The sequence below is a fragment of the Bacillus sp. FJAT-45066 genome (genome assembly GCF_002335755.1).
In the GTDB taxonomy this organism is placed as follows: domain Bacteria; phylum Bacillota; class Bacilli; order Bacillales; family Bacillaceae_I; genus Bacillus_CD; species Bacillus_CD alkalisoli.
Genome location: NZ_NISQ01000001.1, coordinates 208203 through 229785 on the forward strand (window position 1 = coordinate 208203; position 21583 = coordinate 229785).

Annotated in this window: 21 protein-coding genes and 3 other annotated features; of the genes, 17 read left to right on the forward strand and 4 right to left on the reverse strand. The window is 36.9% G+C overall.

From position 1 onward, the window contains the following. The first annotated feature begins 70 nt into the window (after positions 1 to 70). From CDZ92_RS01030 to CDZ92_RS01070, 9 genes are all read left to right on the forward strand, one after another. Complete coding sequence (locus tag CDZ92_RS01030; protein WP_096153032.1) at positions 71 to 1483, forward strand: replication initiation and membrane attachment family protein; 1413 nt, start codon at positions 71 to 73, stop codon at positions 1481 to 1483. 131 nt (positions 1484 to 1614) lie between these two features. Then, the gene (gene ytxC / locus CDZ92_RS01035; protein ID WP_096153034.1) at positions 1615 to 2451 is read left to right on the forward strand and encodes a sporulation protein YtxC; all 837 of its coding nucleotides are present in this window, start codon (positions 1615 to 1617) and stop codon (positions 2449 to 2451) included. A 111-nt stretch (positions 2452 to 2562) separates the two neighbouring features. After that, positions 2563 to 2801: a binding site (T-box leader), on the forward strand. A gap of 128 nt (positions 2802 to 2929) precedes the next feature. Then, on the forward strand, positions 2930 to 4864 hold the full coding sequence (thrS, locus tag CDZ92_RS01040; RefSeq protein WP_096153036.1) for a threonine--tRNA ligase: 1935 nt from the start codon (positions 2930 to 2932) through the stop codon (positions 4862 to 4864). A gap of 406 nt (positions 4865 to 5270) precedes the next feature. Further along, positions 5271 to 5400, forward strand: a sequence feature (ribosomal protein L20 leader region). Between the two features lie 87 nt (positions 5401 to 5487). Further along, positions 5488 to 6006, forward strand: a complete 519-nt coding sequence (gene infC, locus CDZ92_RS01045) for a translation initiation factor IF-3 (protein ID WP_141395250.1) — start codon at positions 5488 to 5490, stop codon at positions 6004 to 6006. A gap of 19 nt (positions 6007 to 6025) precedes the next feature. Then, positions 6026 to 6226, forward strand: coding sequence for a 50S ribosomal protein L35 (gene rpmI, locus CDZ92_RS01050; RefSeq protein ID WP_096153039.1), 201 nt, complete (start codon positions 6026 to 6028; stop codon positions 6224 to 6226). 42 nt (positions 6227 to 6268) lie between these two features. Next, the gene (rplT, locus tag CDZ92_RS01055) at positions 6269 to 6628 is read left to right on the forward strand and encodes a 50S ribosomal protein L20 (protein ID WP_096153040.1); all 360 of its coding nucleotides are present in this window, start codon (positions 6269 to 6271) and stop codon (positions 6626 to 6628) included. A 509-nt stretch (positions 6629 to 7137) separates the two neighbouring features. Further along, positions 7138 to 7407 (forward strand): DUF1294 domain-containing protein, encoded by a 270-nt coding sequence (locus CDZ92_RS01060; RefSeq protein ID WP_096153042.1) that lies wholly within the window; start codon positions 7138 to 7140, stop codon positions 7405 to 7407. Positions 7408 to 7475: 68 nt separating this feature from the next. Beyond that, the gene (locus CDZ92_RS01065) at positions 7476 to 8063 is read left to right on the forward strand and encodes a TVP38/TMEM64 family protein (RefSeq protein WP_096153044.1); all 588 of its coding nucleotides are present in this window, start codon (positions 7476 to 7478) and stop codon (positions 8061 to 8063) included. 83 nt (positions 8064 to 8146) lie between these two features. Then, a complete protein-coding gene (locus CDZ92_RS01070; RefSeq protein WP_096153045.1) occupies positions 8147 to 8743 on the forward strand; it encodes a hypothetical protein in 597 nt (198 codons plus the stop codon). Positions 8744 to 8879: 136 nt separating this feature from the next. Here CDZ92_RS01070 and CDZ92_RS01075 read toward each other — a convergent pair whose 3' ends face one another. Continuing rightward, positions 8880 to 9269, reverse strand: a complete 390-nt coding sequence (locus CDZ92_RS01075; protein ID WP_096153047.1) for a sigma-w pathway protein ysdB — start codon at positions 9267 to 9269, stop codon at positions 8880 to 8882. Positions 9270 to 9363: 94 nt separating this feature from the next. Between CDZ92_RS01075 and dut the strand changes: the two genes are divergently transcribed. Both dut and CDZ92_RS01085 read left to right on the forward strand, forming a co-directional pair. Further along, positions 9364 to 9807, forward strand: coding sequence for a dUTP diphosphatase (gene dut, locus CDZ92_RS01080; RefSeq protein ID WP_096153048.1), 444 nt, complete (start codon positions 9364 to 9366; stop codon positions 9805 to 9807). 65 nt (positions 9808 to 9872) lie between these two features. Next, the gene (locus CDZ92_RS01085) at positions 9873 to 10958 is read left to right on the forward strand and encodes a M42 family metallopeptidase (protein ID WP_096153050.1); all 1086 of its coding nucleotides are present in this window, start codon (positions 9873 to 9875) and stop codon (positions 10956 to 10958) included. 101 nt (positions 10959 to 11059) lie between these two features. Here the strand turns inward: CDZ92_RS01085 and sspI are convergent, their stop codons facing one another. Further along, positions 11060 to 11266, reverse strand: coding sequence for a small acid-soluble spore protein SspI (gene sspI, locus CDZ92_RS01090; RefSeq protein WP_096153052.1), 207 nt, complete (start codon positions 11264 to 11266; stop codon positions 11060 to 11062). Positions 11267 to 11417: 151 nt separating this feature from the next. On the opposite strand from sspI, the gene CDZ92_RS01095 reads away from it, so the two are divergent. After that, the gene (locus CDZ92_RS01095; RefSeq protein WP_096153055.1) at positions 11418 to 12176 is read left to right on the forward strand and encodes a TrmH family RNA methyltransferase; all 759 of its coding nucleotides are present in this window, start codon (positions 11418 to 11420) and stop codon (positions 12174 to 12176) included. A gap of 32 nt (positions 12177 to 12208) precedes the next feature. Here the strand turns inward: CDZ92_RS01095 and CDZ92_RS01100 are convergent, their stop codons facing one another. Beyond that, positions 12209 to 12406, reverse strand: coding sequence for a hypothetical protein (locus CDZ92_RS01100; protein WP_096153056.1), 198 nt, complete (start codon positions 12404 to 12406; stop codon positions 12209 to 12211). Positions 12407 to 12878: 472 nt separating this feature from the next. Continuing rightward, positions 12879 to 13124, forward strand: a binding site (T-box leader). A 330-nt stretch (positions 13125 to 13454) separates the two neighbouring features. Between CDZ92_RS01100 and pheS the strand changes: the two genes are divergently transcribed. Both pheS and pheT read left to right on the forward strand, forming a co-directional pair. Continuing rightward, positions 13455 to 14489, forward strand: a complete 1035-nt coding sequence (gene pheS, locus CDZ92_RS01105) for a phenylalanine--tRNA ligase subunit alpha (RefSeq protein ID WP_096153058.1) — start codon at positions 13455 to 13457, stop codon at positions 14487 to 14489. 15 nt (positions 14490 to 14504) lie between these two features. Further along, positions 14505 to 16919 (forward strand): phenylalanine--tRNA ligase subunit beta, encoded by a 2415-nt coding sequence (gene pheT / locus CDZ92_RS01110; RefSeq protein ID WP_096153060.1) that lies wholly within the window; start codon positions 14505 to 14507, stop codon positions 16917 to 16919. A 467-nt stretch (positions 16920 to 17386) separates the two neighbouring features. On the opposite strand, the gene rnhC is transcribed toward pheT, so the two are convergent. Next, a complete protein-coding gene (gene rnhC / locus CDZ92_RS01115; protein ID WP_096153062.1) occupies positions 17387 to 18331 on the reverse strand; it encodes a ribonuclease HIII in 945 nt (314 codons plus the stop codon). A gap of 311 nt (positions 18332 to 18642) precedes the next feature. Between rnhC and zapA the strand changes: the two genes are divergently transcribed. The 3 genes from zapA to polX all read left to right on the forward strand — a co-directional run bounded on the left by zapA (position 18643) and on the right by polX (position 21581). Then, on the forward strand, positions 18643 to 18897 hold the full coding sequence (zapA, locus tag CDZ92_RS01120) for a cell division protein ZapA (protein ID WP_176483680.1): 255 nt from the start codon (positions 18643 to 18645) through the stop codon (positions 18895 to 18897). A 6-nt stretch (positions 18898 to 18903) separates the two neighbouring features. Continuing rightward, the gene (locus tag CDZ92_RS01125) at positions 18904 to 19431 is read left to right on the forward strand and encodes a CvpA family protein (protein WP_096153064.1); all 528 of its coding nucleotides are present in this window, start codon (positions 18904 to 18906) and stop codon (positions 19429 to 19431) included. Positions 19432 to 19859: 428 nt separating this feature from the next. Next, positions 19860 to 21581: a DNA polymerase/3'-5' exonuclease PolX gene (polX, locus tag CDZ92_RS01130; RefSeq protein ID WP_096153066.1), complete on the forward strand. Its 1722-nt coding sequence runs from the start codon at positions 19860 to 19862 to the stop codon at positions 21579 to 21581. Positions 21582 to 21583 lie beyond the last annotated feature (2 nt).

Below are 21583 nucleotides of genomic sequence, written 5' to 3' on the forward strand. Positions count from 1 at the left end.
TATATACTGAAAAGTGGCGAGCATTCAGCTCTTTTTTTCTATAAACCAGCAAGAAAGGAGAGGAAACCGTATGTCAGCAAGACATTGGAATGACCTAGTTCCTGTCGACCGTTACATCGTTCGGTCGAACGGGCTTATCCATGAATACGATAGAAAAATCTTAACAATGTTATACCAGCCACTACTTGGTTTTCGTGGGTTTAGTCTGTATATGACACTCTGGAGCGAACTTGAACAAGATCGTCTATGGGGGGAAGATAAAACACATCATAGCCTCATGGCGATGATGCAGTGCAATTTGAAAGACATCCATCATGAGCGACAGAAGTTAGAAGGAATTGGATTATTAAGAACGTATGTAAATGAGAAAAATGACGCAAGAAATTTTATATATGAAATTCAACCTCCGTTAACACCAGACGCTTTTTTCTCAGATCCAGTCCTAAATATTTATTTATATAACCGGCTAAGTAAAAGTAAATACTTGAATGTTAAAAAATTCTTTACGGAAGACAAGCTGATAAACGAACAGTATGAGCAAGTGACAAAATCATTTAACGATGTTTTTCAATCTATTCAAGCTGAGCAAATGGTAGGTAGTTTGAATGATGAAGCTTTTGAAGACATTTCAATTACGAGTGAAAAAGAATGGATGAATAGAGCGCAAGGAACCGAACCTGTAATAAAGCACACTAACTTTGACTTCGAGTTATTATTTGCGGGCTTATCGGATGTTGTTATCCCTAATAAAGCGATAACGACAAAAGTGAAGGATGCAATTGAAAAATTATCATTCTTGTATCAAATTGATGCCTTGCAAATGAAAGATATTTTAATGAACACGATAGACGAAGATGACAATATAAATATTGAAAAATTAAGAAAGTCATCTCGTGATTGGTACCAGTTAGAATATAATAACGAGCTTCCAACATTAGTTGAAACGACACAACCTTTCACACTTCGAAAGATGGAAAACAAAGAGCCAACTTCTAAAGATGAACAGTTAATTAAAATGTTAGAGACTGTCTCACCTAGGAAATTGTTGTCTGACTTATCAAATGGTGGTGAGCCAATTGTGTCTGACCTTCAAATTGTGGAAGATATCATGTTTAAGCAGCATTTACCGGCTGGTGTTATTAACGTTTTACTGTACTACGTCTTACTAAAAACAGATATGAAGTTAAATCGTAAATACATTGAAAAGATTGCAAGTCATTGGGCGAGAAAGCATATAAAAACAGTTCCGGATGCAATGGAACTTGCTAAGCAAGAACAACGCCAGTATCAGTCATGGGCAGAAACAAAAAGTTCCACTAAGACACCAGCGAAGAAAACAGAAAATAGAAATCGCTTTATTAGTAAGGAACAGAAAATTACAGAAGAGAAAAATGAAAGTACGACTACTGCTCAAGAAGAAGATAAGCGAAAGCTTGCAGAGCGATTAGAACGTTTAAAATTGCAGAAGAAAGTCGAAGAATAAATTTGTTATAGCCCAATTGTTGTGGGCTATTTTTTGTCTATAAAAACATAACAAGAACTTTAATCAAACACTCATTTTTTTACAACTACCCCCATATACATAGAAACAGGTGTATTAAAGGGGGGACAAACTTGTTTGACATTTCCTTTCAAGATCAAATAGATGCGAACATTTTATATAATAAGCTCATTCAAACTGATTCGAAAAGTGTTCATGCACTTTCTTTAAATAAAGAAAAGATGACAATTTCTACTTTCGATGATCATTGGTGTCAACAAATATTCATACCAGCATTAAAGTGGTTTATACAAACAAAAAAAGAAACGAATTGGATTATTTCTGTGTTAGAGAATACATTTTATTTTAAGGATTTCGAGGAACAAGAACAAATATTATGCATTTACCAAAGTATTAGGAAGGGCGAGATAAACGATATACCAAATCTCCCGGAAAATACCGAACGAGAGAAAGAACTGCAAAGTGTATTAGAATCTCTAATCAACAGCAATGTTTCATTTTCCATTGAATCATTGATTACCTTTCGATTAAAACATTATTTTGATCAACTAATGCCGTACATTGAGGCGGCCATTGACGAGTATAAGTTAGAGCAAGAATATCAAGCTTTTATTCAACAATTAAGAGAAGTGTTGTTCTGTACAGATTCTTCATTTGATGAGGTGCACTTAGTATACAACTATCAATTTGATTTCTACGATAAAAACGGAATACTTATAAGTAAAAACCAATTAATTAAGTTTATTAACCGAACTCATTTTAATAATTACGGTTACTACATCGATTCCGTTGTGTTGGCACCACTTGTTTCGATTGCACCGAAAAAACTATATTTATACACCGATCATACGGATCATTATCTCGTCCAAACGATACGAAATATATTTCAAGAACGTGCGACGCTGTTGCCTTATCAACAATTTCAATTGAAAAAATGGAGAGTTAATTGAAAATTTATCATTTTTACCACCTATTGTGAAAATTTTTCAATTAATGAATAGTTGGGGTTGCTTTTCCTTCGTAAGGAGAATATAATAACGTACATATACAAAACTATCCATTTAAAAGTAATGATAAGGACAACAGTATTTAAATACGAATCCCAGAGAGGGAAGCATTTGGTGCAAGCTTCCTATTACGATTTGAATGCTTACCACCTTTAAACTTCAATTGCGAACCCTTGAGTAGTAGCAGTTGACGGTAGACCCGTTATCCAGCTTAAGCCATTATTCTGCTTTCTTTTTAGCAGTCTATGGGAACTAGGGTGGAACCACGATGAGAATAATAACTCGTCCCTTTTATTAGGGGCGAGTTTTTTATTTTGTTAGGGCTTTTGTCTAGTGGCTAGTGATTAGGTAAAGAGTGTAGTCCTATAACTAAAGCTAAGCGCTAACGACTAACAACTAAAAAATTTAAGAGGTGATTAGGATGTCTGAATTAGTAAAGATTTCATTTCCAGACGGAGCGGTAAAGGAGTTTGAGAAAGGCACAACAACAGAAGATATTGCGGCATCCATTAGCCCAGGTCTGAAAAAGAAAGCAATTGCTGGATTATTAAACGGCGAACAAATAGATTTACGTACTTCAATAAACGGTGATGGGCAAATTAGCATTATTACTCAAGACAGTGAAGAAGCTTTATCTATCATGCGTCACAGCACGGCCCACTTAATGGCACAAGCTATTAAACGTATATATGGCAATACCGTAAAACTTGGAATTGGACCTGTTATTGAAAATGGATTCTATTATGACATTGACATGGAACACTCATTAACACCAGAAGATTTACCAGTTATTGAAAAAGAAATGAAAAAGATTGTGAATGAAAACTTGGATGTAGTTCGCGTGGAAGTTTCACGTGAAGAAGCAATTCGTCGTTATGAAGAAATTGGCGATGAGCTTAAACTTGAATTAATTCGTGAACTTCCTGAAGGAGAAACAATTACTATTTACGAACAAGGTGAGTTTTATGACCTTTGCCGTGGTGTACACGTTCCTTCAACTGGGAAGATAAAAGAATTCAAATTGTTAAGCATTGCTGGAGCTTATTGGCGTGGTGATAGCAAAAATAAAATGTTACAACGAATTTACGGAACTGCATTTTTCAAAAAGGCAGAGCTTGATGAGCACCTTCGTTTATTAGAAGAAGCAAAAGAGCGTGACCACCGTAAATTAGGAAAAGAGCTAGACCTTTTCTTTAACTCACAAAAAGTTGGGCAAGGCTTGCCATTATGGCTTCCGAAAGGTTCAACAATTCGCCGTGTAGTGGAACGCTACATCGTAGACAAAGAAATTCGTCTTGGATACGATCACGTATACACTCCTATTATGGGAAGCGTGGAGTTATACAAAACTTCCGGTCACTGGGATCACTATCAAGATGGCATGTTCCCTCCAATGGAGATGGACAACGAACAATTAGTGTTACGTCCAATGAACTGTCCGCACCATATGATGGTTTACAAAAATAGCATACACAGTTATCGTCAGTTGCCAGTTCGTATTGCCGAGCTTGGAACAATGCATCGTTATGAAATGTCCGGAGCACTATCAGGATTACAACGTGTACGTGGTATGACTTTAAATGACGCACATATTTTTGTTCGCCCAGATCAAATTAAAGATGAATTTAAGCGCGTAGTTAACTTAGTACAAGAAGTGTACAAAGATTTCAGCTTAGAAAACTATTCGTTCCGTTTATCATACCGTGACCCTGAAGATACAGAAAAATATTACAATGATGATGCAATGTGGGAAAAAGCTCAAACGATGTTAAAAGAAGCAATGGATGAACTAGGCTTAGACTACTTCGAAGCAGAAGGGGAAGCAGCATTCTACGGTCCTAAATTAGATGTTCAAGTGCGTACTGCTCTTGGGAAAGATGAAACGCTTTCCACTGTACAACTTGACTTCTTGTTACCAGAGAAATTTGACTTATCTTACGTTGGAGAAGATGGAAAGCAACACCGTCCAGTCGTTATTCACCGTGGGGTAGTTTCAACGATGGAACGTTTCGTTGCCTTCTTAATTGAAGAATACAAAGGAGCATTCCCAACTTGGTTAGCACCAGTACAAGTTCAAGTAATCCCTGTTTCTCCTGAAGTTCATTTTGACTATGCAAAGGAAGTGCAAGAGCGCTTAAAAGCAGAAGGAATTCGTGTAGAACTTGACGAACGTAACGAAAAAATCGGCTACAAAATTCGTGAAGCACAAATGCAAAAAATCCCTTACATGCTAGTCTTAGGAGACAACGAAATCACAGACCGAGCAGTAAACGTCCGAAAATACGGAGAACAAAAATCCGAAACAATCTCCCTAGACGCATTTGTAGATGCAATAGTTAAGGAAGCAAAAAAGTAAGTTAGATGTTAGTGGTTAGCTTTTAGCATTTAGAAAAAGCTAATAACTAAAGAACAGTGGCTCTTTTCGCAAAGGTTTTTCCCCACCTTTCTTTAAAACAAAGAGTGGATTGAAGCGGAAGGCACTCGACTCCTGCGGGAAGAAGATCGAAGCGTGAGACCCCACAGGCGGAACGCCGAGGAGGCTCACGTCGCTCCCCGCGGAAAGCGAGTGCCTGCAGCGGAAAGGAACGGACAGGCGTTGTATTTGTAGTTATCTTTAAATCGACAAATTGAAAAGTATGAAAAAAAGTATTGCATAATACAATTTCATCTGATAGAATTTAAATCGTTGTTTGTTTTAAATTTCGATTCCTTGACAACACCTAGTTGTTAATGATATATTTCTAAGGTAAATAATACTTTTTATGAACAAGAAGAAGCACCCGCTTCTCACCTGATTGACGCATAACGCAGTTGGCAGGTTTTACGACAAGCTTTTTATTACTTGTAAACGTAAAGTGTGGGTGTTTAGTGCACCCACACTTTTTTATATGTAAAAACAAAGCAAGTAAAACTTTTGCTTTTCATCAGGATGCAGTATTGTTCATGATGAGTATTTGGATAAAACCTTGGAGGTGGCTAATTATTAGCAAAGATATGATGGTTAATGATGGGATTCGTGCCCGTGAAGTTCGTCTGATTGGTCAAAATGGAGATCAACTTGGAATCAAAACGAAAACAGAAGCACTGGAGATTGCTGCAAAAGCAAATCTTGACTTAGTAATGGTTGCGCCTACTGCAAAACCTCCTGTATGCCGAATTATGGACTACGGAAAGTTCCGTTTCGAGCAACAGAAGAAGGATAAAGAAGCCCGTAAAAACCAAAAAGTTATTAGCGTAAAAGAAGTTCGTTTAAGTCCAACTATTGATGAGCATGACTTTAACACGAAGCTTCGAAATGCGATTAAGTTCCTTGAAAAAGGAGACAAAGTAAAAGCATCGATTCGCTTTAAAGGTCGTGCAATTACACATAAAGAAATTGGTCAACGTGTTCTTGATCGTTTCTCCGCAGCTTGTGCGGAAGTATCAACAATTGAATCGGCACCTAAAATGGATGGCCGTAGTATGTTCTTAATGTTAGCACCCAAAAACGAAAAGTAATGAATGAGGAGGAACACCAATGCCTAAAATGAAAACTCATCGCGGTTCAGCAAAAAGATTCAAAAAGACTGGATCTGGTAAACTGAAGCGTGCTCATGCTTACACAAGTCACTTATTCGGAAACAAATCTCAAAAGCAAAAACGTAAATTACGTAAAGCTGCTGTAGTAAGCAAAGGTGACTTCAAGCGTATCCGTCACATGTTAGACAACATCAAATAATATCGGTAATCGTTTTAGATAGATTATTAGGAGGGAAACAAAATGCCAAGAGTTAAAGGCGGTACAGTATCACGCAGACGTCGTAAAAAAGTTATAAAATTAGCTAAAGGTTATTTCGGTTCTAAACATACTTTATATAAAGTAGCAAATCAAGCAGTAATGAAATCATTCAACTATGCTTATCGTGATCGTCGTCAAAAGAAACGCGACTTCCGTAAGCTTTGGATTGCTCGTATTAACGCAGCAGCTCGTATAAATGGTCTTTCTTACAGCCGTTTAATGCACGGATTAAAAGTAGCTGGTATCGAAGTTAACCGTAAAATGTTAGCTGAATTAGCAGTTAGCGACGAAAAAGCATTTGCTGAATTAGCAACTGCTGCAAAAAACAGCTTAAACAAATAATAAAGCATAGAGCTTTCTCTATACTTATAAAAGGGACTAATTAACTTTAGTCCCTTTTGTTATATAATTAATGATACAGAAACTTTTTATGAAGAGTTAAATGAACATTTTCGAAGGCTCTTTATATTAATGAAAGTATTATAGTTTATTCAAAGAAATGAAGTTGATGTTCGCTGCAGGTGTGAGACTCCTCGAAAATGCATACGCATTTCCTTCGTGCGATGTATCGACAAGGGAGACCCCACAGGCGCTTGCGCCGAGGAGGCTCCCGAGTGCCAAGAAAAGTGAAAGCGGCTCGTTCAGCTCCGAAAAGCATAAGACAGGGGCAGCTTGAGGGCGCTTTTTGCCCTCGAGATGTCCATGGCTTATGTCTCGAGGAGCTAGCCGCTATAACTAGACAAACCCGCGGAAAGCGAACACCTGCAGCGAACATCAACAGTTAGTATAGAAAAACTAATACGTATAACAAACCAAAAAAAATGTTAATACTGTTCACTAGCGGAGGTAACATGAAAGAGTTTTTTCTCATATATATGTTTATTAACCTTTTATCATTTCTCTTAATGAAAACGGATAAAGAAAGAGCAAAAAAACAACAATGGCGCATTCCAGAGTTTCATCTTTGGACGGTATCGTTACTTGGTGGAGCTTTAGGTGGATGGATCGCTATGCGTATGTTCCGTCATAAAACAAAGCACATATCCTTTCGTTACGGCTTACCACTGCTAACCATTGTGCAAATAGCATTAATTATCTATTTTTTAATCGGATTAACATAAGCATAAACAAGCTCGAATAAGCTTAATTTATGCTTCTACTTTTGTGAAGATCGTGGGGTGAGGCGTCAATGGATGAGCGATTAACCGTACTATACATGATGATAGAAACACATTGGTTACTAGCATCTATCGCATTTATACTTTTCCACATCGTCAGGCAAATTTTATTCATACCTGTTGTCATTATTTGTATTGCAGGTGGAGCCCTTTTCGGAGGCTTAGTAGGGAGTATTTACTCTATCGTTGGATTAACGTTATCTAGTCTATTATTTTATATTTTATATAATCAAATGCCAAGAGTGTTTGCAAAAATATTAAAAATGAAGGAAAAGTGGTTTGGGAACAGAGCGAAAATTTCTGTCGGTCAAGTAACTGTATTACGACTAATACCATTTATCCATTTTCATTTATTATCATTATGTTTAATAGAAACTACTAAAAACTTCCGCGACTATATAAAGGCTTCATTTTTATCAAACATCCCCATTGCTATCATTTATACTGTTTTTGGTCAGGTAATCACGGAATTATCTCTAGTTTCCGTTATTGTTCTATTAGTTGTATTACTAGCTGTGTCCCTTTTAGCTAGACAAAAATATGTCATTATTAAATGGGATACATTTTTCAGAAAAGAAAAAGTGATGAAAAAAGGGTAATTGTTAAAGTGTCTAGTCTTCGGCTAGGCACTTTGTAACATTTTCTAACATAAAGCGTCTTAATACATAGGGGTGATTATTTTATGAAAGCTAAACTTCCGCTTATCATGCTTTTAATTGTTTTTCCTATAATTGCAGGTATCTCTATCTATATTTTTTATGATTTAACATTAAAAGATCAAGTACAACCTAATGTGAACACGAATCAACCAAGTTATAATAATTTGAGTATTGTCTCATCTGAGACTGTAGATGATTTTCATTTATATTTGGCTTCTGAAAAAGAAGTATATGATGTGAACGACGAAGTAATGATGATAGCCGAGCTTACATATAAGGGAGAAAAGCATACGATTGATATTTTTCATGCGGCATCCCCGTTCTTTTTTAACATTAAAGAAGAGACTCGAGGAATAAATATTGACTATGCTATGGACCAGCCATTATTACAAACAACACTAGAAAAAGACTTACCACTTCGTGAAAAGTATGAAAAAACAGGCGGATACAGCGATCAAGATGACAAAGAATTTGTTGCTTTTATGAAGGAGTTTTTAGCTGGAGAAACCTTTCCTAAAGGGAAGTATACGGTGGAAGGTGTAGCGGATTTTTACATTTCCGAAGATGGTGGAAATAAAACATACAATATTAAAACGATTATTCAATTCGAAGTAAAATAAAGAACCGCAAGTAGCCTGTAAAAATGGCACTTGCGGTTTTTTATAATAAAAGAGAGTACTAACCGTTGATGATAGCACGAGGTACTCGCTTTCCGCGGGTTTATGTATTGTTTATACATTCTTTTATATCTTCTATCTAATTATTTTTCAGAAATTCTTTTATTGGACTCTTCCAATCTATAATTGCGTTAGGATAAGTGCGTCGTACTTCTTTTTCGATATATTGGAAGTCGTGCTTTTGAAGGCCTTGTAACTTGGCATTGCTTTTAGGGAATATAAAAATAGATACAACTTCAAAAGATTGATCAGTCGTCCCTAAATATTTTTCACCTTCAAACATGACGCCTTTATAAGTTAATATGAAATTTTTCCTTACGTTTTCCTTTGCATCTAGCATGAAGAAATTTTTCTTTTCGTGAGCAAGTTCAAGCTTTCGCTTAGGATTCAGTATATATTTAATGGTAAAATAGATAAGAAAAACAATAAGGGCAATTACAAGTAAACGAATGAGGATAACAAACAACATAAGTGTTCTCTCCTTAAAATCAAAGTAATAGTAACATTATATACGTATGAGAGTATGAAAGGTTTCATTTTTTTAGAAATTGGAGGAAAAAATATTGGATTATGAATTAAAAGTAAAACGAGTACATACTGATGCACAATTACCTTTTCGGGCAAATGTTGGCGATGCTGGCTTAGATTTGTTTTCTGTGGAAGAAAAAGTAATAAAATCGGGTGAAGCGGCTTTAATTCGTACTGGTCTCGTCCTAGAATTGCCAAAGGGTACAGAAGCCCAAGTCAGACCTAGAAGCGGCCTTGCTTTAAAACATTCCGTTACCGTTTTAAATAGCCCAGGTACAATAGATGAAGGTTACCGAGGAGAAGTGAAAGTTATCTTAATAAACCATGGGAAAAAAGATTTCCTTGTAGAGAAGAATATGAGGGTCGCGCAAATGGTTATGGCACCAGTTACCAAAGTAAATATTGTTCAAGTAGAAGAAGTTACGGATACCAGTAGAGGAGTAGGAGGATTCGGCTCGTCTGGTATTAATAAGGAATAGTTTTTACATATGTAAGATTTTTCTGTATAATAGGCATTGATACATAATTTAGGGGGGCGAAATAGATGGCAAAGTTAGATGAAACATTAACAATGCTAAAAGACTTAACGGATGCGAAAGGCATCCCTGGAAACGAGAAAGAACCTCGTGATGTAATGAAACGATACATAGAAGCATATGCCGATGAAGTAACCACAGACGGATTAGGAAGCTTAATTGCCAAAAAAATCGGTAAAGCAGACGGTCCGAAAATTATGGTGGCAGGTCACTTAGACGAAGTAGGATTCATGGTAACAAACATTGATGACCGTGGATTCATTCGCTTCCAAACAGTAGGTGGCTGGTGGTCACAAGTAATGCTAGCTCAACGTGTTACGATTGTAACGCGTAAAGGTGATGTAACAGGTGTAATTGGCTCAAAACCACCTCACATCTTACCTCCTGAAGCTCGCAAAAAGCCAGTTGATATTAAAGATATGTTTATTGATATCGGGGCATCTAGTCGTGAAGAAGCAGCGGAGTGGGGCGTAACTCCTGGTGACCAAATCGTTCCTTACTTCGAATTTACTGTAATGAACAACGAAAAAATGCTACTTGCAAAAGCATGGGATAACCGCATTGGTTGTGCAATTGCTATTGACGTATTAAAGCATTTAAAAGATGCTGACCATCCGAACGTAGTGTACGGAGTAGGTACAGTTCAAGAAGAAGTTGGCCTACGTGGAGCGAAAACTTCTGCTAACGTGATTCAACCTGATATCGGTTTCGGCGTTGATGTTGGTATTGCTGGTGATACACCAGGCATAACGGAAAAAGAAGCGTTAAGCAAAATGGGTAAAGGTCCTCAAATTATTCTTTATGACGCTTCTATGATTTCTCATAAAGGATTACGCGACTTTGTTACAGGTGTAGCAGATGAAATGGAAATTCCATATCAGTTTGATTCTGTAGCTGGTGGTGGAACGGACTCTGGGGCTATTCACTTAACAGCTCAAGGTGTACCAGCACTGTCTATCACAATCGCAACTCGCTACATTCACTCACATGCAGCGATGTTACACCGTGACGACTACGAAAATGCAGTAAAATTAATTGCAGAAGTAATTAAACGTTTAGATACAGAAACAGTTAAAACTATTACATTTGAATAATAATGACTTAAAGCCCTATGTTTGTAGGGCTTTTGTTTATAGCTGAAGATAAATTAAACTATAATAAAAAAAGAGCTGGCATGAAACCAGCTCCAAATCACTTATTTTAATCCGCTTTCTAAAGTACCTAACATCTCTTGCTTATCTTGCTCAGAAGAGTTTTGCCAAATTACTTCAAACAATACCCCAAGACCGGGAAGCATTTTTTCTTCACCATTTTGAATCGCATCCACGATCGTTGCTTGTAATTCCTCCTGGTTGTTGCCTTCTACATTTTGACGAATAGCGTGACGTAAATTCAAATTCATTTTTTTCACCTCGAGAGAAAAATAGTTTACAAAAGTATCTTTTCCTAAAATGGAATATTTATGTGCAAATTTAACTTTTCACGTCACACTTTCATCCTCATCTCACATTGAGTATAATACGAATATAAAAGAACCAAAGGAGTTATCACTTTTGAAAATAATTGAATCTGTAAAAAATCCAAAGGTAAAGCAGTGGAAGAAGCTACATAAGAAAAAAGAAAGAGAAGCTAGTAACACATTTCTAATAGAAGGATTTCATTTAGTAGAGGAAGCCTTAAAAATAGATAACCTAGTAGAAGACATTATTATTAGTGATAAGGAAACTTTGCCGTCCAGTTGGAAAACGGACTACGTGAATTTGTACAGTGTTCCCAATGATGTGTTAAAAGCGATTAGTGAAACGCAAACACCACAAGGAGTTATTGCTATATGTCGAATGAAAGACGCGCTGGAGGTATCAGTGTCTACTAATAGTAAAATACTTATGCTTGATCATGTTCAGGACCCTGGGAACGTCGGTACGATGATTCGAACAGCTGAAGCGGTCGGAATAGATTTAATCGTATTAGGAGACGGGTGTGCAGATATATATAATGGAAAGGTTATTCGTTCAACACAAGGAGCGATGTTTCATTTACCGATCGTGCAAGGCTCACTAAACGAATGGATGGAAAAATGTAATACGCAACAAATCCCCATATTTGGGACAGCTTTAGAAAATGGAGTAAGCTATACACAAATCAATCCTCCAAAGTCATTTGCTTTAATCGTTGGTAATGAAGGAAAAGGAATGGCAAAAGACCTGTTAGACAAAACAAATCAAAACTTGTATATTCCAATTTACGGAAAAAGTGAATCCCTAAACGTTGGCATTGCAGCGGGAATATTAATGTACTATTTAAGAGGCTAAAGAAAAAACTGTAAGAGAGTAACGATACTCTCTTACAGTTTTTTTGTTTGATTATCTTTAGCTCTTTTTTCATTACGAAAATACACAACCCCAAGAGAAAGGCCAATAAGGTTAATCACAAACATGAAAAGAAAAAATGGAGAGATATCACCTTGTATTAAGTAATAAGAGTATCTGATTGTATTAACAACAATTAATATCATTAATACAATATAAAATGTTTTCCTCATAAATCCTCCTTTAAAACTAATTAATTGAGTCCGTTTCATAGTGTATGACTACTAAACGAAAAACGAATAATAGCATCGTATTCTGTGTTTTTACACCCTCATAAACGAACATATTATATTGTATATCACTAAAATATTCGTTTTTCATTAAACGAACCGTAATTATGAAATTGATTCAATTATCACTATAACATAAAGATTAAAACTTACCCCCAATACCTCAATGCTATTATAGTACTTGTTTTTTAAAAGCTATGTTAAGCTTAGTGTTGTTATTTAACAATATTCCTGTTGATTTCCGTGCAAGGCTGAGACTCCACGGGAGACACGCCCGCGGAAAGCGAAGCCTTGCACGGAAATCAACAGCGTTCTTTAACAAAGCCTTATCAAAAACTAATATATTTTCGTTAGTTGCAAAAGCATCTATATTTCCATATAATAAGAAAAGGTAAATAACAACATAATAATTTTTATAAAAACGATGAAAGAGACAAGTAGCTTTTCATGCGCTATGTAGGGAGAAGATGCCTGAGACTGAAAGCATTTTTATAGTGGCAATTAGTGAAATTTCACCTCTCGAGTTGACGCTTGGACCAGCCATGAGCTGTAAAAGTGTTCCGGTTAAAAAACCGTTATTTGGAATGAAGTGAACTAGACATGTCTATTAACCATTTGTTTAGTTAATTAGGGTGGTAACGCGATACAACTCGTCCCTTACATAGGGAGGAGTTTTTTTATTTGCCTAAAAAGCCACCTTATACATAAGAAAAGGCTGCTTATGTAAAAGTTGTTGTTTTTATTAGGGTGTTTACTCAAAGATTGTCGTATTTTACGCTTTTAAAACCGTGAGTGGATTGAAGCGGAAGGCACTTCACTCCTGCGGGAAGAAGAGTGAAGCGTGAGACCCCACAGGCGGGACGCCGAGGAGGCTCACGTCGCTCCCCGCGGAAAGGAAGTGCCTGCAGCGGAAAGGAACGGACAGAGTATTATTCCTAAATTTATTTTAAAAAACTTTTAACACAAGAGCCTGAAAAAGGAGGAAACAACAGTGGAACAACGTTTAAAAGAATTACAACAACAAGCACTACAACAAGTTAGCGAAGCACAAAGCTTAAAAGAACTAAATGATGTTCGTGTCGCTTACTTAGGAAAAAAAGGACCAATCACAGAAATCTTACGTGGAATGGGTCAATTATCAGCGGAAGAGCGTCCAAAAATGGGGGCACTAGCAAATGAAGTACGCGAAGCTATCGCATCCAAACTAGAAGAAAAAGTAACTCTACTAGAAAAAGAAGCAGTAGCACAAAAGTTAGCTTCTGAAACAATCGACGTAACATTGCCTGGTAGACCAGTTCGTACAGGAAACCGTCACCCTTTAACAAAAGTGGTCGAGGAAATAGAAGATCTTTTCTTAGGAATGGGCTACACAATCGAGCAAGGGCCTGAAGTAGAAACAGACTACTATAACTTTGAAGCGCTAAACTTACCGCAAGATCACCCAGCTCGTGATATGCAAGATACTTTCTACATTACAGAAAATACGCTATTACGTACGCAAACATCACCAGTTCAAGTTCGTACAATGGAAAAGAATGTAGAAAAAGGACCAATCAAAATTATTTGTCCCGGTAAAGTGTATCGCCGTGACGATGATGATGCAACACACTCTCATCAATTTACGCAAATCGAAGGACTTGTTATCGATAAAAACATAACAATGAGTGACTTAAAAGGCACACTACAAGTATTTGCTAGAAAAATGTTCGGAGACGATCGCGAAATCCGTTTACGCCCAAGCTTTTTCCCATTCACAGAGCCATCAGTTGAGGTAGATGTTTCATGTATGAAGTGTGGAGGCAAAGGCTGTAACGTATGTAAGAGTACAGGTTGGATCGAAATCTTAGGTGCTGGAATGGTTCATCCGAACGTATTACGCATGGCTGGATATGATCCAAAAGTATACCAAGGATTCGCATTTGGTATGGGACCAGAACGTATTACGATGTTAAAGTACGGTGTAGATGATATTCGTCATTTCTATACAAACGACCAACGGTTCATTCAGCAGTTCAACCGAGTTTAAAAGGGAGGGTCAAACATGTTAGTTTCTTATAATTGGTTAAAAGAGTATGTAGACATAGATGGAATTAGTGCAGAAGATCTTGCAGAAAAAATTACACGTAGTGGGATAGAAGTAGAAGGCGTAGCCACTCTAAACGAAGGAATTACTGGTGTTGTCATTGGACACGTTTTAGAGAGAGAACAACATCCTGATGCAGATAAGCTTAGCAAATGTTTAGTAGACGTTGGGGATGAAGAGCCAGTTCAAATCATTTGTGGTGCACCTAATGTCGGTAAAGGTCAAAAAGTTGCTGTTGCAAAAGTTGGTGCGGTTTTACCTGGTAACTTCAAAATTAAGAAAGCAAAACTACGTGGTGAAGCGTCTCACGGAATGATTTGTTCTTTACAAGAGTTAGGTATTGAGTCAAAACTAGTTGCTAAAGAATACTCAGAAGGAATCTTTGTATTTTCAGGCGATGTAGAAGTTGGGCAAGACGCATTAGAATACTTACAACGAGAAGACAAAGTTCTAGAACTAGGCTTAACGCCAAACCGTTCGGACTGCTTAAGCATGTTAGGTGTAGCTTATGAAGTGGCAGCTATTTTAGGCAAAGAAGTAAAATGGCCAGCAGCTAACTTCCAAGAAACGGCTGAAAAAGCTTCCGATTATATATCTGTTCAAGTAGAGGCGATAGAAGATAACCCTCTTTATGTGGCGAAGATTGTAAAAAACGTAAAAATTGGTCCATCACCACTATGGTTACAAGGACGCTTAATGGCAGCTGGCATTCGCCCTCATAATAACGTAGTAGATATTACAAACTACATTTTACTAGAATACGGTCAACCGTTACATGCATTTGACTACGACCGTTTAGGCAGTAAAGAAGTATTAGTACGTCGTGCAAAAGCTGGCGAAAAAATCATTACACTTGATGATGCAGAAAGAACGTTAACAGATGACCATTTAGTTATTACAAATGGTACCGAGCCAATTGCTCTTGCTGGAGTTATGGGTGGAGCAAATTCTGAAGTTGGTGCAGACACAACTACAGTACTAATTGAGTCCGCATACTTTAACGGAAAAACAGTACGTAAAGCTTCAAAAGACCACGGATTACGAAGTGAGGCAAGTGCTCGTTTTGAAAAAGGAATTGATCCAAAACGTACACACGATGCTGCAGAACGTGCTGCTGCATTAATGGTTCAGCATGCAGGTGGCGAAGTTGTAGGAGGATCTGTTGAATTCAATGAAATGAAGATGGAACCTGCAGTTGTAACAACGACAATTGAAAAAATTAATGCAGTGTTAGGAACTTCTATTTCTGCTGAAGAAGCGAAAACAATCTTTACAAAATTACAATTCGACGTGGTAGAAGATAATGGTACGTTCAATGTAACGGTACCTACACGCCGTGGAGATATTACAATTGAAGAAGATTTAGTAGAGGAAGTTGCACGTTTATTCGGCTATGACAACATCCCGACGACTTTACCAGTTAGCGCATCTACTCCTGGAGCATTAACAGTTTATCAAGCAAAACGACGTAAAGTTCGTAACCTACTAGAAGGTGCTGGATTGCTGCAAACAATCACGTATTCTTTAACAAGTGATACACGCGCAAAACAATTCGCACTTGAAGATGGAAATGCAATTCGTCTAGCAATGCCAATGAGTGAAGAAAGAAGCACGCTACGTTTAAGCTTATTGCCACACTTACTAGAAGTTGTTCAACATAACATCGCTCGCCAAATCCATACAAATTCTATTTATGAAATAAGTTCTGTTTTCGTTGGAAAAGAAGGAAACGACTTACCAGAAGAAAAAGAAAGATTAGCAGGTGTATTAACAGGACTGTGGCATATGCATCAATGGCAAGGTGAGAAGAAAGCAGTAGATTTCTACGTTGCAAAAGGTATTTTAGATGGCATGTTCGAAACACTTGGTTTAGCAACTTCAGTAGAATATCGTCGTGGAGTAAAAGACGGTTTACATCCAGGCCGTACAGCAGAAGTATTCTTAAACGGGGAGACAATCGGATTTGTAGGTCAACTTCACCCAGAAACACAAAATGAGTTAGACTTACCAGAAACGTATGTGTTTGAGATTGCATTAAGCACTGTACTTTCTGAAAACGTAGAAGAAATTAAGTATGGTGCAATTCCACGATTCCCATCGATTTCACGCGATATCGCTTTAGTTGTGGAAAGAAGTACACCAGCTGGTGAGTTACAAAAAGTTATCGTAGAAAATGGTGGTAAGCTATTAAAAGATGTAAAAGTATTCGATTTATATGAAGGCGATAAAATTGATGCTAACATGAAGTCCGTAGCGTTCTCTTTACGTTACTACCACCCAGAGCACACACTAACAGATGAAGAAGTGACAAAAGTACACAATAAAGTGTTAGTCGCTTTAGAAGAGAAGTGTGGAGCTATGTTAAGAAGTTAATTTGAGATGAGCACTCTAACAATTCTTTGTTGGAGTGCTTATTTATTATATTGCGAAAATCTGATTTCTGGATATATTAGATAATTTCCCGATAAAAAAGAAGCGTTTGTGACAAAAAGCCAATGACGTTTAACTTGTCTTAGAAATTAGTTGAAGTTGAACTTCATAAGACCCCGATGGAGAACATCTGGCATTCAAAATTTATCGTAGTTGAACTTCATAAGGCTGATGAAGTTCATCTGGCATCAAAAAATAATCGTAGAAGAACTTCATAAGGCTGATGAAGTTCATCCGGCCAAAAAAATTGTTGAAAAAGATAACTTCTTCAACATTCAGTAAGTATAGAGGCCTTGGATAAAATCCGGTTAATTTAAATGGAAAGGCCCCGAGATTAAAATTTTTGATCTTTGGGGCCTCTCCTTAAATATTATTCGTTTTTTCACTAGTTTTGTCCCAGCCTCTTAAGACTATAATATTTTTTTTGCTTTTTCTGTATTGGCAAAATGGAGTTTGGCTACTTCGCCAAGTTTCTGCTGACCGTGAGTTCTAATAAATCTAGCAGCAGCTTTGTCGACTATAGCTCCAGCACCTTTGGGAATCGTAAAGCCCGCCAAACTACTGATCTTGTCCATTTCACGTAAAAAGGCATATCTAGCAATGATGGATGCAGCTGCTACTGATAAATGAAGGCCTTCCGCTTTCGTTTGAAAAAAGACTTTTTCCTTCACGATCGATGGCTGTTTACTTAAATGTCTGTAATACACATCAGCTTCAGCAAATTGATCAATTAAAATCGCTTCTGGTTTATCTGGGCCAATTTTTGCTAAAACATTCTCAAGTGCTTTGTTATGCAAAATAGCCTTCATTTTTCCCTGAGTCATTGTCTTTTGCATTTCGTTATATTTATCATTATGTAACACTAATAAACTGTAAGGAACAAATGGTAGAATCTCTTTTGCGATGGCACAAATTTTTTCATCCGTTAAAGCTTTAGAGTCTTTCACACCAGCCTGTTTTAAAATATCCATATCTTCTTTTCTAACGTATGCGGCACAAACAGTGATTGGGCCGAAGTAATCGCCTGTTCCAACTTCATCTGAACCAATAACACTTAAAGAAGAGAAACCAGCAGGCAATGGTGTACCAGCTTGTTTTGTTTTTTGGAAAGGATTTGGTTTCTTTTTAGTAGAAGGACTAGTTGAACTAGCAATGCTAGCCCATTTGCTGGCCTCCGTTGCAGCATCTTTCCCTTGAAAAAGAACTTTACCAGACTTATAACCAGTTATCGTACATCCACCTGTTTTAGCAGAAAATACAGCCCCATTTGGTGGAGTATTTACTAGCCCTTTTTCATAATGATTCTTCATTTTTAGTAAGTGGTCACTAGAAACAGTTAATACTTGATTAGACAATTCTTCATCTCCTACTACAAAAATTTACATAAAATGCTTTTTCATTTATTGTTTACTTTCCACTTTCAATTAGTTCGTGTTATTATTAAGATTAGCATTTACATATATTCATGCAATTGTATTTAAAATAATAGTTAAGTTAAAGCTTAGTGTTGATGATTAACTACTAATGCCTATTGATTTGCACGCAAATTAACAACGAACTTTTACACAGCCAAAATAATAAAGTTAACTCTTTTATTTTAAACGAAATAGATGAAGGAAAACACCTAAAATGGAAAGTTTTACGTGATGAAATGGGGGCATACACGTTGTCAGATCAAAAAACGCGTACTACTGTCGACATTTATGGCCAACAATATTCTATTGTTGGAACAGAGAGCATCAGTCATATGAGACTAGTTGCATCCATTGTCGATGAAAAGATGAGAGATATTAAAGGGAAGAACGCAAATCTAGATATAAATAAATTAGCTGTTTTAACAGCAGTAAATGTTGTCCATGATTATATTAAGATTAAAGACGCATATGAAGAACTAGAAAAAGAACTTAGAAAAAGGGATTGAGCTTTCATGATCGACATAATTATTATATTCTTCCTAATACTAGGGTTAATAATCGGTATTAAACGTGGATTTATTATGCAGGTTATACACCTTTCTGGATTTATTGCTGCATTTATTGTCGCCTATAAATTTTATGAGGAGCTAGCACCTAAATTAGTATTATGGGTTCCAATGCCGAGCTTCGGTAATCCTGATACAGCTATGTTTTTCGAGGCTACTAGTTTAGATGTCGCCTATTATCGTGCGGTTGCTTTTGCTATTCTTTTCTTTGGAACGAGAATTGCACTGCAAGTAGTAGGATCTATGCTTGACTTCTTAACACACTTACCGATATTAAAGCAAATAAATGGTTGGGCAGGCGCTATGCTAGGACTAGTAGAAGTATACTTATTAGTCTTCATCTTATTATACGTCGGTGCACTAGTACCAGTTGAAGCGGTTCAAGTTTCTATCAATGACTCTTCCATGGCAAGAGGAATCGTTGAAAACACCCCCGTCTTCGCAGAAAAACTAAAAGAATTATGGCTAGGATAACAAACTCGCATCAAAGCTCCCCTACTATTAGCGGAGCTTTTTTAGTGTAAAAAAACTACACAACATAAATAAAACAGAAATTGTACATTTTCACTAATTATTTGTATCATTTTAATTAATGATTCAGTAACCATAAGGAGTTATACGATTATTTCCGGTATTATGGAAGAGAGATTATTATAGGTGATTTTATTACAACCTAAATAAGTTGCTGTTCGATGTAGGTGCGAGACTCCTGCGGGAGAAGTGTGTCAAGGGAGACCCCACAGGCCAACAGGCCGAGGAGTAGGTTTTTTCACGATAGTGAAAATAACCTTCCTTTTTACCACCCGCGGAAAGCGAGCACCTACAGCGAACAGCAACAGTTAGTAGTAATAAATTAACTTTTCTGGGGAATCAAATAAGTACACGAAAGGCGTGAATAAATAATGAACAAAAAACAAGTCGTAAAACACTTAGAAACGATCGCTACATACATGGAACTAAAAGGTGACAACACCTTCAAAATATCCGCATTCCGAAAAGCGGCACTAGCATTAGAAAACGACGATCGAAGTCTAGCTCAAATAGAAGACTTAACCAAATTATCAGGCATTGGAAAAGGAACAGCAGCAGTCATTCAAGAACTAATAGAAACAGGTAAATCTTCTGTATTAGAAGAATTACAAAAAAAAGTTCCAGAAGGACTTATTCCCCTCCTTAAACTGCAAGGTCTAGGCGGCAAAAAAATAGCGAAACTTTATCAAGAGTTAAACGTAATAGATATACATACATTAAAAGAAGCATGTGAACAAGAAAAAGTACAAGCATTAGCTGGATTTGGAAAAAAGACAGAAGAAAAAATACTAGCAGCTATTGAAGAAGTAGGAAAAAGACCAGACCGACTTCCTATCGCGTTTATGACAACCATTGCAGTAGACGTAGAAAAGCAAGTAGAGAAAATGGAGGCGATTGAGCAATTTTCAAGAGCTGGAAGTCTTCGCAGATACCGAGAAACGATAAAAGATTTAGACTATATTATTGCTACAACCGATCCAGATAAAGTTAGAGAACAGCTTATCAGAATTGAAAGAGTAAAAGAAATCATTGCAAACGGAGACACGAAAGTATCCATTGTTCTCCAATATGATTATGACGTTTCTATCGATTTTCGCTTAGTAGAACCAAAAAGCTACGCGACGACTTTACACCACTTCACTGGATCAAAAGACCATAATGTCCGATTGAGACAACTAGCAAAAGACCGTGGAGAAAAAATAAGTGAGTATGGTGTCGAAAATGTTGAAACAAACGAAGTAACACACTTCGAATCGGAAGAAGCATTTTTCCAACACTTTGGTTTACCATGGATTCCGCCAGAGATTAGAGAAGATGGAACAGAAGTGGATTTTGCATTAAAGCATGGCGACATACCATTAATTAAACTAGACGACATTCAAGGCGATTTACATATGCATACAACATGGAGTGACGGAGCCTATACACTAGAGGAAATGGTAGATTCTTGTCGTGCAAAAGGCTACAAATATATGGCCATTACAGATCACTCGCAATATTTAAAAGTAGCAAATGGACTAACAGCAGAAAGATTACGTCTTCAAAAAGCAGCAATTAAAAAATTAAATGAAAAATATGAGGACATTACCATACTGGCCGGTGTAGAAATGGACATTTTACCAGATGGTCAATTAGATTATGATGACGAATTGCTAGAGGAAATGGATATTGTTATTGCATCAATCCATTCAAGTTTTTCACAAAATAAAGAAAAGATAATGAGCCGACTAAAAATAGCATTAGAAAATTATCATGTCGACATCATTGCTCATCCAACTGGTCGATTAATAGGAAGAAGAGAAGGATACGACGTAGATGTAGAAATGTTAATACAACTTGCCAAAGAAACGAATACAGCGTTAGAGTTGAATGCGAATCCGCATCGTTTAGACTTAGCAAGTTACTACGTGAAGCTTGCACAAGAAAATGGCGTAAACCTCGTCATTAATACAGATGCACATAGTATCGACATGTTAGAACATATGGAAATAGGTGTCGCAGCTGCAAGAAAAGCATGGTTACGTAGGGAAAATGTAATAAACGCTTGGGATTTTGAAAAGCTTGAACAGTTTTTAAAACGACACCATACGTGACA